Genomic DNA, 11985 nt, shown 5'->3' with positions numbered 1-11985 from the left:
ATTGCTAACTAGAGGAAAAGTTGGCATTAACCTTGACTGCACTCTAATCTTACTAACAAAAGATTGACGTTTTCGAGGTTAAGTTTGTTGCACAAATTGGCTGTACTCTGCTGGGTATTACTACTGGTTAGCTGTGGTGGCTCAGAGCCAGCAGAGCCAGATAATAATAACCCAGATGGTGGAAACACTGATGTAACCTTGCCGCAAATGGCAAGTCAGCTAGTTATTAGTGGCAATAATTTGCCAAGCCAATGTGCCTTTAGCGCACAAAGTGTTCGCCCTTTCAGCCAATGCCAAGTTATTTTTTCCATTCAACTTACCCAAGGTTCGGCCAGTAGCGCTGCTTTTGTTGGTCAAGTTTCTGACGATAATGGCAATTCGTGGACTAACTTAACCACAGACAACCAGCTTAATTTTGTTTTAGACCCACAAGCTTTTAGCGGCAGTTTGCTCATTCGCGGTAAAATGAGCGCCAATGGAACTGAATTCTTAACCCAAAACTATCCATATACAATTGCGGAAAATTCAGTTGCTATTGCCAGTGCTAATGATTTTTCTGAATTAACTACTTTATATTTTTCTTCGGCTGAAAAAAAACAAATTCATTTACCTAGCTGTACAGATGTTGATGGTGATTCCACTAAAGTTGAGTTAACCATTAATGGTCGCTATTGGTTGGAGCAAGCATCCAATGCCAAAATTAATTTAGCGGCCAGCACGGTTAAACAAGGTGATGTGTTAGCTGCAGCTTGTGTTGATAGTTTAGGCGCTAAGGCTAGCGCGCCTGGGCAGTTACAAATTTCTTTTGCAACCAATCCACAAGACAATCAAGCACCAGTGGTGGCTTTTACTGCATTGGCTGATTCGGTACGTTATTTTTCGTCACAATTACGCGACTATCAGCAAATACCAGTTTGTTTAGTTACTTCTGACGCTGAAGGTGATGTGCTGACCGCCAGTTTTCAAGCGCGTATTAGCAATGCTTCTGCGAACACTAGCCAGTTAATTGATTTAACCGCGAATAATTTGTGTACTGAATTAGATACTAGTGGTTTAGGTGGCAATCAAATTACTCTGCTTACACAGGTGTCTGATGGGGTTAATGCAACGGCTGCTGAATTAAATTTAGGTTTGATTCACAGCGATACTATTCCAATCGCCACTAGTCAAAACTCCAGTTGTTTAGTAGGTGATAATGCACAAACGGTTAATATTAATATTAGCTCGGATGCTGAGTTTGATACTGTTATTTTACAAGCGATAGATGCTGATTCGAATGAGCTATTAAAACAGCTAAATATTCGTCAACAAAACAGCATTACCTTTGACTGTAATCAACTTGGTTTAACTCGTTATCAAATTCAATCGACTAGCCGTGGTCAAGTTCTAAGTAGCGTTATATATAGCCATTCTGTTACTCAAGTGTCTAATCAAGCACCGCAGGTGGCAATAGATGTGACTGGTAATAGAGTGGGGTTGCTATATCGGGATAATCAAACTTTACAAGTTTGTTTAGAACCAACAGATGCTGATAACGACAGCTTAACTACTAGTTTAGCTTATGCTTGGGCGAGCCAAACACAACAAAATATAACCCTAACTGATAATTGCGCCAGTGTATCTACTCAAGGGCGTGGAGGGCAAAAACTTACTTTCTTTGCCACAGTAGATGACGGTTTGACCCAAATCCAACAAAGCTTAGACGTAGGGCAAATTCATGCAGACACTATTCAATTTGCTACCTCACAAAGTTTAAATTGTACACAAGGTGATGAGGCTGTTTCCTACTCAGTGAGTATAGAAGGTGATTCAGAAGGGGATGCTTATACACTTGATGTAATAAATGCCAATACTGGTTTATCTTTATTTGCTCTCGGCTCTATTACTCAAGGTCAATTTGAGCTGTCCTGTGACGATGTCGGCAGTACGCCTTTTTATCTGCGTACACAAAGTCGCGGTTTAACTGTGCAATCTATTGATTACCAGCACACAGTCACAGAACAACCAAATCAAGCACCAATCATAAACTATACTTTTACCGCCGCTGAATTTGCTGGCAGTTTTCGTGACAATCAAATTGGTTCGCTATGTTTTACTACAAGTGATCCTGAAGGGCAGGCTGTTACTGTAACTGGCAATTATGCGTTTAACAATCAATTCGTACAAAATCTGAACTTAGACAATAACTCATGCATGGCAATTTCTTTGTTTGATCGTGGTGGTCAAACTTTAACTGTGCAGGCTAACGCCAGTGATGGCGAAGTATCAACTGATTTAGCTGAGTCAATTGGTCTAATCCATTTAGATACTATTCAAGTTGCTAGCTCGCAAGACAATAGCTGTACCCAAGGTGATGGTTCATTAACCTATAACATTAGTTTGCCTGCGGATAGTGAAAGTGATGCAACTGTGCTCACTGTATTTGATGCGAGCAATAATCAAGTTATTGCTAATTTGGGCACTATCAACAGCACCTCAAGTTTTGCATTGTCTTGCCAAACGGCTGGTTCAACTAATTTTTATATTCGTAATCAAAGCCGTGACTTAACTACTTATTCGCGAGTTTACCGCCATACGGTTAATGCACCGGTTAATACTGCGCCAACAGTAGCGATAGTGTTAGACAATCAGCAAACTTATTTAGACAAGTTGCGTGATAACCATGAATTTAACGTCTGCGTAGCCGGTAATGATGCTGATGGTGACAACTTAACCACAAGCTTAACCTATAGTTTAAATGGTGCGGCCGCGCAAAATCTTAGCCTTAACTCAGGTTGTACAACTTTTTCAACTAACGCTTTGGGCAATCAAACTCTAGTATTTACCGCTTATGCGAGCGATGGCATTGAACAGGTAACATCAGAGCAGTCTTACTCGATTCATCAAGACACAGTGCAATTTGCTTACACAACTAGTCAAAATTGTCGCCAAGGTGATGATGATAGAACTTATGTTGTGCAAGTTGCTGATGATGTTGAAGGCGACAGTTATGCATTAGCTGTTTATCACGCTACTACTAATCAGCTTATCGCTAATTTAGGTTCGAGTTCTCCGGCAAGTTTTTCGTTAAATTGTAATGCGAATGGGGTGACTCCATTTGTTATCCGCACTAGCAGCCGTGATTTATCTAGTTTATCCACTCAATATTCTCACGTGGTTGCTGCCGAAAACAATACTGCACCAACAATAGATTTAACTTTGAATGCAGATGCTGAGCGATTTAACGGTAATTTACGTGATCAACAAAGTATCGAGGTGTGTGCAACAGTTGCTGATGCTGAAGACACAGTATTAAACACACAAGTGTTTTATCGCTTTGATAACCAAACTCAACAAAGCCTAACTTTAACTAATTTGTGTGGCAGCATAGATTTAACCGACAGGGGCGGGCAGAACTTAACCATAGAAGGTTTTGTCAGTGATGGTACAGCAACGGGCAACGATACGATTAATGCAGGTGTTATTCATTTAGATTCAGTGCAAACGGCTTTTTCATCTAGTGGTAGTTGCCGTGCGGGCGATGCGGCGAGTGTATTTGCTGTGCAAGTCGGCGCAGATGTTGAAGGGGATGCTTATAGCATAGATGTAGTGGATGCTATCAGCTTAGATGTATTGGCTTCACTTGGGCAAATTACCTCAGGCACTTTTAGTTTGTCGTGTGATGCGGTTGATGCAGTTGATTTTATGATCCGCACAGTTAGCCGTAACCAAGTGCAATATTCTTTGGTATATAGCCACGTGATCAGCAATACGCTTAATGCCAAACCGACTTTGTCGCTGGCGCTGCAAAACCCAGAAGAATTTAGTGAGCAGGTTAGAGACGGCCAAGAGGTTACTTTATGTTTAACCGGCACTGATGCAGACGGTGACGCATTAACTTATAGAGCTGCCTATCAATTTAGCAATGAATCATTTCAAACTGTCTCGTTAAACAGCCAACAATGTGCCAGTATCAGTACACGCAATCGAGGTACACAGAGCCTAATCATTCAAGGTTTTGTTAATGAAGCTAGTGCAGAAACAACGGCAATTCTTGATGTAGGGGAAATACATCAGGACACATTAGCAACAGCGTCTACCGTATCATCTGAATGCAGTGTTGGTGAATCATCAATCGGATACTCGATTAGTTTAGCGGATGACGAACAAGGGGATGCCAGACAAATTGAAGTGCTAAATCAACAAGCTTCAAGTGTTATCGCCTCGTTTACTGAAGGGGATAATTACAATTTTGCCATGGCTTGCGACACTGTTGGTCAAACTTCGTTTGTTATTCGCACCACCAGCCGTGACTTAACCACAGACTCAAGTGTATATACGCATACAGTCAACCCAAGCTTAACCAACTCAGTTGAAGTTTGGCGCACTTCTGGCGATGCGAGTTTATTACTGTCAAAGCGTGCAGGACAAATTTTGCGTGCAGGTGTTGGTACTTCTTCAATTCAAATAGACGTGAGTGATAGCCAACCGGCACAAAAAATTGCAGGATTAGGTGCCAACTTAACCGACAGTGCCGCGAGTTTAATTTATCAGTCGGCGCAATCTAGCAGCATTATCAATCAAATATTCTCAACCGAGTCGGGCATCGGCCTGCAACATTTACGTGTGCCTTTGTCAGGCATGGGCGAGTTTATCGCGCGTGCGCCTCGCAGTTATAACGATATGTCGACTGGTCTAACCGACCCAGAACTTACCCAATTTAGCATAGATGACGACGAAGATTATTTAATCCCGTTGGTTTTAGATATTCAAAATGTGCAAGCAGAGATAGGTTTACATGCGATTAGTTGGAGCGCACCTGCTTGGATGAAGGATAATGAGAGTTTTGCGGGTGGTTCGCTACGTATTGAGTTTTATCAAAGTTACGCCAACTATTGGTTAGCATTTATGCAGGCATATCAAAATCGCGGTATTGAATTTACTAGCATTAGTTTACAAAACCAGCCGCATTTAGCTGATGACTTCCCGTCTATGTTGTGGACAAGCGACGACTATTTATTATTTTTTGAAGACTTCTGGTATCCGGTTGTTGGTCAATTCAGACCTAGCCCTGAATTGTGGTTGTGGGATGGCAATTGGACAGATTTTGATAGCCAACAAAATGCTGATATTGCCAATTTCGCAATTAATGCACTAGCTGACGATTTTATCTATGGCAGAACCAATGCAATAGCGCTGCAATGTTACCAAGCAACCAACGGTGCGACAGATTACACTCAAGCCATTACACAAATATTGGCTCAAACACGTTCTCGCCCAGTGCATTTAACCAGTTGTCGGAATGAAAATGATGGCCGAAGTTTTGGCCAATATTTAACGGATACTTTGTCGGATATGTTGATCCCAACATTTGACGCTGGGGCATCTTCCATTTTTTACGACAGTTTAGCTTTAGATACTAACAATGGCCCAGTGCAAAACGGCTGCAGCAATTGCCGCAGTTTAGTCACTATAGATAGCAGCGGCAGTATGACAGCCAATGCTGAATATTATGCGTTTGGCCATATTAGTAAATTTTTACAAGATGATGCTGTATTGATTTCGAGTATTTCGGGATCGCAAGATGTGTCTACGCTAGCGTATAAAAACCCTGACAATACTGTGGTGGTTGTTTTGGTGAATAACAGCACAAATACAGTCGAAGTTGATGTGAATTGGCAGGGGCAATATACCCAAGTTGAGCTCGCCAGTTACGATGTCGTTAGTTTGATTTGGGATACTGACAACTCGCCTGTGGTAGATTTACAGCAAATTAGTCAAACCAATACTTTAGCGCAGAATATTTATCAGTTAATTGACTCAGCTCGGGATGCGAATGGTTTATATCGACCATTTTTAAACGCCGATGGCTCAGACAATAGTTTGCGTAGTGGTGCAGCCACTGGCTTAGGCTTAATTGCACTGAGCATAGCGCATAGCCTGGATTGGGATAGCTCGGCCGCCGCTAAACTCGTACAAACGCTACAAACGTTAAACGGAGAAAATGAGAATGTTGCGCCCATAGTTAATGCGAATGGCTGGGTTGCGCAATATTGGAATGAGGACGGCAGTGTTGCGACTGAATCGAGTTATTATTCTGCAATAGATACGGCGATACTAATGGCTGGGATTAAGTTTGCCCAACAACATTTTGTTAGCGACACAATTACTACAGCTGTTGATTCAATTGCTCAGACTATTGTTTGGGATGATTTGGTGAGCAACGCCAGTTTGGGTGAGTTAAATATTACACAAGATGCCGATGGGGTTAGTTTATCCACTCAGGGTGTTTACCAAGCGCAAATGCTCGCGGTTTGGATGGCGATGAATATGGATGATGGTTTAGCTGAACAAGTTTGGCAAAGTTATTATCAAACCGGTCAACAATTCCCGCTTGTTTATGTTGATGGAAATGCGTTGCCAGCCGATGAAAACAGTCAATCTGTGCCTGCGTTAAATCACCAATTAAACTTTTATTTAATTAATCATGTCTTAAATTCGGCTAATTATCGCCAGTTGTTTTTATCGCACGCTCAAGCGGAAAAAGCTTATTGGGATGAGAACTTTGCTGAGCCTTCGTATGTTTGGGGTTTCGGTTTAGATTCGAGCATTGACAGTCATACAAATAATATTGCCGATGTGAGTGTGATTGCTGGTTTTGTCGGCGCGGATGCTTCATTAGTGGCGGATGTCTTGGCTTGGCAAGACAACAATTTAGCGATTTTGGATACGCAGGTGAGTGGTATTCAAGTGCCGTGGCGTTACGATGTTGATGATGCTAGTTGGCAAAGTGATACTTTAGATATGCGGGCGTTGGCTGTGATGTTAATGGGATTGTCTGCACATCCGGGGTTGTTAGATGTACAGTATTTTAGGCAAAAAACAGAGTTAGAATTTTAGGTGTGTAGGTTGGGACGAACGGAGTGAATCCCAACATGGGTATGTTGCAGTGGGCGCTAGGAGTTCGTGCAATCAAGCAGCCGAGAAGCATAATTTTCTAAAAACGCTTTACACCGTCCATGGTCGCTCACACAAGATATCCCTATCTTGTGAAGTTTTAGAAAATCAGCATTCTCGCCTACTCTTATTGTTCATTGATATTGCTTGGGTTATGAGGCGTTTTATGTAGGTTGGGACGAACGAAGTGAATCCCAACAATGCAATGGATAAATTAAAAAGGAATTTTACAATGCATTATCGACGACATTTTGTCCAAGGCGGGTGCTATTTTTTCACTGTAAATTTAGCTGAACGCGATAAACCCTTGTTAACGGATAATATTCAATTATTGCGATCTAGCTATCGAAAAATGATTGTTACTAGACCGGTCAAAACAATCGCAGCTGTAGTGTTGCCCGACCACATGCATGTGATATGGCAATTACCTGCGGATGATAGTGACTTTGCTCAAAGGTGGCGTCAACTTAAAGTTAATTTCTCTCGGTATATTGAAAAGGGAGAATCAATTAGCCAAAGCCGAATGAAAAAAGGTGAACGTGGTATTTGGCAACGACGTTATTGGGAACATTTAATTCGTGATGAAGACGATTTACAAAAGCATGTTGCATATATTCATAACAACCCGGTAAAGCATGGTTATGTGTCGTCACCAGCCGATTGGCCTTATTCGAGTATTCACAAGTATATTAAATTAGGTTGGGTGAATGAAAATTGGGGATGTTGATTTGTTGGGATTCACTGCGTTGGTTCCAACAAGTTTATTGCTATATGTTGCAATTAGGCGCTTTGAGTAAGTGCTAACAAGCAACCGAGAAGCATAATTTTCTAAAAACGCTGTACACCGTCCATGGTCGCTCTCACAAGATATCCCTATCTTGTGAAGTTTTAGAAAATCAGCATTCTCATCTACTTTTGTTTTGCATTGATATTGCGAGAAAATCTCAACCTGCGTGTCGGTGTGGTCTGCAGGATTATAATGAAGCGATACAAATGTTTGGACTGGGTTTGGGTTTTCCGACACAGAACCTACTTTTCATGGATGAAAAGTCAGAGCGCCCAGGGATGGGTTTACAGCGTTTCTGTGTGGGAAACTTAAACCTACGCCGTTGTGGTGACGCAATTTTGAAGCGCCACCACAACAGCTGCAACCTACATAAAAAACTCCCGACTACTGAACCATAACAACTTGGGCTGGGCTTTTGGCGATGGTGATATCCACTTTTCGCTGAAAAAAGTTACTCTCCAAGTCATCTTGTAAATGTGCTTGTTCTCCCTGAGCTGAAAAACTAATGCGTTGTTCGTCTATGCCCATTTTTTGCAAAAACACAGCAACAGTTTCAGCGCGTTTATTCGATAACTGGCGATTATAATTTGCGCCACCTCTTTGATCGGCAAAACCAGTTAGCTGAATTTGTAAATCAGGCATAGCGGTTAACAAGCGGCTGATACCCACTAATTGCTGGCGATAATCTTCGGTTAATTCACTTGAACCTGTTTTAAATAAAATGGTTAAATTTAAGCTGCGCCCTTGAGTGAATGGTGTGGCCAACATATCAATTTGTTGTGATACCTGTTGTAACTGAATTTGCTGCTGGCGCTGCTGTTGCTGCAGGTGTTGGCTCAATTGCGCTGCTTTTTGTTGATGTTCTGCACTGGCTAAACTCACTTGCTCTATCTCTGTTTGTTGCTCATGGCTATGACCAATTAAACCGCCGATAACTGCGCCGACAACAGCGCCAAGCGGCCCACCTGTCATTAACCCTAAGCTACCGCCCGACAACAAACCAATGTTTTCCGGCTCAGCCATTTTCTCCTGCGCATGTTCTACTTTTTGTTTAAATTGACTTTGCCATTGTTCGAAAGTGTCGTTGGCAGCAGCGGTCGAAGTAACTGTAATTAAAGATAAAGCTAAAATAGAAGGTTTAAAAAATTTCATTGTGTTTCTCCAGAATCATTAAATTAAAAGCTAAAACACAGGAACCAAGCTCTCCTGTATCTGGAATCTATTAAACACAAACAATCTGTTTTTCTGGTCGGTCACAAATGGCAATCTGCTGAACAATTGTGGCAACAATATGGCAATTGTGCACGCGAGCTTGTTTCAGCAATTGCATAGGGTATATTGCTGTTAAAACATCACAAACAAAGCTAGTTAAAGGCATACCATGTCAGTTAAAAAACATATTGCGATAATTGAGGATGAAGCAGCGCTGCGAGACAACTACGCCAGCTTGTTGCGCCAACATGGTTATTTAGTGGATTGTTATGCTGACAGGCCTGCCGCTGAAAAAGGTTTGGCCGACAAAATGCCTCAGTTAGCCATTATTGATATAGGGCTAAAAGACGAATACGAAGGTGGTTTTACCCTGTGCCAATGGTTGCGTAGTCGCTCGCAACAAGTGGCAATTATGTTTTTAACTGCGCGTGATTCTGATATAGACACCATTACAGGTTTGCGTATAGGTGCTGATGATTATTTAAATAAAAATATAAGTTTAGTGCATTTAACTGCGCGAATTAATGCTTTGTTTAGACGTATGCAGGCGCTTAATCAATCTTTTGAACAACAGCAAAACAAAGGTATAGAGTTAGGCGACTTGAATATCGATTTGGATAAAATGCAAGTCAGCTGGCAAAACACTATGCTTGAACTCACTGTCACTGAATTTTGGATGTTACATAGTTTGGTTAAACACCCAGGGCATGTGCGTAATCGCAGCCAATTGATGCAAGATGCACACATGGTGGTAGACGATACAACCATAACTTCGCATATCAAACGTATACGGCGTAAGTTTGAACAGCTCGATGCTCACTTTCAACATATAGAAACCGTCTATGGCATGGGTTACCGTTGGAAACTTTAAAGTTGAGGTTATTTAAAAAACTCTTTTCGCTAAAAAGCAAACTACTACTGTTGTCTAGCAGTATGTTGTTGCTGCCATTGCTGGGATATCAATACGTCTCTGAAATGGAACATTTTTTACGTGCTGGGCAAGAGCAAACTATGCTTGGCACTGCCAAAGCAGTTGCAACCGCTTTGCATGAGCGTCCTGCATTGTTTGATCAATCAGCCGCCTACCAACAACAAGTTATCCCAACTCGAGACTTATATGCTTATGCTTTGCCAGTTCCGGTAAAGTTAGACGGACAATTGAACGAATGGGCGAGTTTAGATAAGTATCAACAAAACTATAATCACGCACATAGATTAGCTGCATTTTCCGACACGCAAACTTCATCACTCAGTTTTAGCCAAAAAGTGGGGCAGTATCAGCAACATTTATATTTAGCTATCTCAGTCAAAGATGATGCTGTGGTACTCCGGCCAAACAACAGTTATGCGGTCGATAAAAACGACTATCTACAAATCTCCATTTTTAAACCCGACACAGGCTTACAAAGATATATTTTTGCCGCGAACAATACTAGCCAACAAAATCTGCAAACAGGCCAATGGGTCAATGCTTTTGCTGTTGATGAAAACAACCGAGCTGAATTACCAGAAAAACAAGTGCAAGGTTATTGGCGCAATACAGTGCAAGGTTATGATCTTGAATTGAGATTACCTATTAGCTGGGTTGGCGCAAAAGTAGGTTTTGCCATATTTGATGTTGATGATGTGCACACTCGAGAATTAGTTGGTGCTATAGGTAATGCAGATGAACTCGGTACTATATTAGTGCCATCGCCTGAAATAGACGCGATTATTAAAGGGCTAAGTTATCACAACTCACGTATTTGGGTGGTAGATAAACACGGTCGAGTATTGGCACGCAGTGGTGATATTCAACAGGCAACTTCTACTTACCAAACCAGCAATACCTCAGCTAAATTTTTGCAGCAGATGCAATCTCTGTTGCAGCCTATATACGACGCTGTGTTAACTCATCCATCAAAAAACTTTATCGATCAGCTAAAAGATGCGGTCAAAATTGACGATCAAGCGCTTAAGCACGCACTCATTGGCAAAGCAGATACAGCTTGGCGGTTAACCCCAGATAAAGCTGCGGTGATTTTATCGGCAGCTCACCCTATTTATATTGATGGCCAAGTATTAGGGGCGGTCGTTATTGAAGAAACCACCCATGGCATACGTACTTTACGTAATCAAAGTTTACAAAATTTATTTAATCAAATGGTGTTGTTGTTATTGGTCGGCAGCTGCATCTTTTTATTGTTCGCCCTGCGAATATCTGGGCGCATTCAAAACCTTAAAAAACAACTGGGTTTAGCTGTGGATGCTCAAGGGCGCATTTTAGCTAAAGTTAAAGCAGAAAATCAGTTTGATGAAATAGGTGACTTGTCGCGCTCGGTCAGTGATTTAGTTGAAAGGCTTAGCCAATACAATAGATATTTAGAGAGCATGTCTTCACGCATGTCGCATGAATTTAAAACGCCGATTGCTATTATTGCTTCTAGCTTAGAGGCGTTAAAAGTTGAACAAACTCAACTTAAAGGCAATGAGTTTTTCCAACGTGCAGAGCAAGGTATGCAAAGGCTGAATAGCATGTTGGCCGCTATGACAGAAGCAACTCGGCTTGAACAAGCTATTCAGCATTCGCATTATTTAGCACAAAAAGAACCATTCGATTTTGCTGCTGTAGTGCAAGGTTGTGTGATGGCACATCAGCAAACTTTCCCAAATCAGCAGTTTAAGTTAATTGAAATGCCGAGTGATTACCAAGTTATAGGTAGTCCAGATTTAATTGTACAAATGCTCGAAAAAATACTCGCCAATGCGATAGATTTTGCCAAGCCTGATAGTGAAATAGAAATAAAATTAGTCCGCGATAAAAAACAGCTGGTATTAACTATTTTCAACCAAGGGCCATTATTACCAGAGCAAATGGCAGCTAACTTATTTAACTCTATGGTATCTGTGCGCGACAGCGATAGCCAACAAACCCACCTAGGTTTGGGTTTGTATATTGCAAGATTGGTCAGCCAGTTTCACCATGGGCAAATTCGCGCCTACAACCAGCATCAACCACAACAAGGCGTGGTAATTGAATTTGTAATGGGGTTAGTTGAGTAAATTAGGTG

The 11985-nt window shown here is 41.5% G+C and carries 5 protein-coding genes; 4 read left to right on the top strand and 1 reads right to left on the bottom strand.

Translation table 11 applies throughout. The features are described from left to right. Positions 1 to 87 precede the first annotated feature (87 nt). On the top strand, positions 88 to 6879 hold the full coding sequence (locus tag ACMZOO_RS06605) for a glycoside hydrolase family 30 beta sandwich domain-containing protein (protein WP_440905915.1): 6792 nt from the start codon (positions 88 to 90) through the stop codon (positions 6877 to 6879). A gap of 289 nt (positions 6880 to 7168) precedes the next feature. Next, on the top strand, positions 7169 to 7663 hold the full coding sequence (locus ACMZOO_RS06600; RefSeq protein WP_440905914.1) for an REP-associated tyrosine transposase: 495 nt from the start codon (positions 7169 to 7171) through the stop codon (positions 7661 to 7663). Between the two features lie 444 nt (positions 7664 to 8107). Here ACMZOO_RS06600 and pdsO read toward each other — a convergent pair whose 3' ends face one another. Continuing rightward, the gene (gene pdsO, locus ACMZOO_RS06595) at positions 8108 to 8875 is read right to left on the bottom strand and encodes a sortase-associated OmpA-like protein PdsO (RefSeq protein ID WP_440905913.1); all 768 of its coding nucleotides are present in this window, start codon (positions 8873 to 8875) and stop codon (positions 8108 to 8110) included. 229 nt (positions 8876 to 9104) lie between these two features. Here pdsO and pdsR point away from each other — a divergent pair, with 229 nt between their 5' ends. Together pdsR and pdsS are read left to right on the top strand one after the other, a co-directional pair. Further along, positions 9105 to 9806: a proteobacterial dedicated sortase system response regulator gene (pdsR, locus tag ACMZOO_RS06590; RefSeq protein WP_440905912.1), complete on the top strand. Its 702-nt coding sequence runs from the start codon at positions 9105 to 9107 to the stop codon at positions 9804 to 9806. A gap of 2 nt (positions 9807 to 9808) precedes the next feature. Continuing rightward, positions 9809 to 11977, top strand: coding sequence for a proteobacterial dedicated sortase system histidine kinase (gene pdsS, locus ACMZOO_RS06585; RefSeq protein WP_440905911.1), 2169 nt, complete (start codon positions 9809 to 9811; stop codon positions 11975 to 11977). Positions 11978 to 11985: the final 8 nt, after the last annotated feature.

The sequence above is a fragment of the Catenovulum sp. SX2 genome (assembly GCF_052056295.1).
GTDB lineage: Bacteria > Pseudomonadota > Gammaproteobacteria > Enterobacterales > Alteromonadaceae > Catenovulum.
This window is presented reverse-complemented; position numbering and strand designations above follow the sequence as displayed.

Bases quoted from the DNA above. Each gene is read 5' to 3' on its own strand.
- pdsO (WP_440905913.1), bottom strand. From the start codon at position 8,875: ATGAAATTTTTTAAACCTTCTATTTTAGCTTTATCTTTAATTACAGTT.
- ACMZOO_RS06600 (WP_440905914.1), top strand. From the start codon at position 7,169: ATGCATTATCGACGACATTTTGTCCAAGGCGGGTGCTATTTTTTCACT.
- pdsR (WP_440905912.1), top strand. From the start codon at position 9,105: ATGTCAGTTAAAAAACATATTGCGATAATTGAGGATGAAGCAGCGCTG.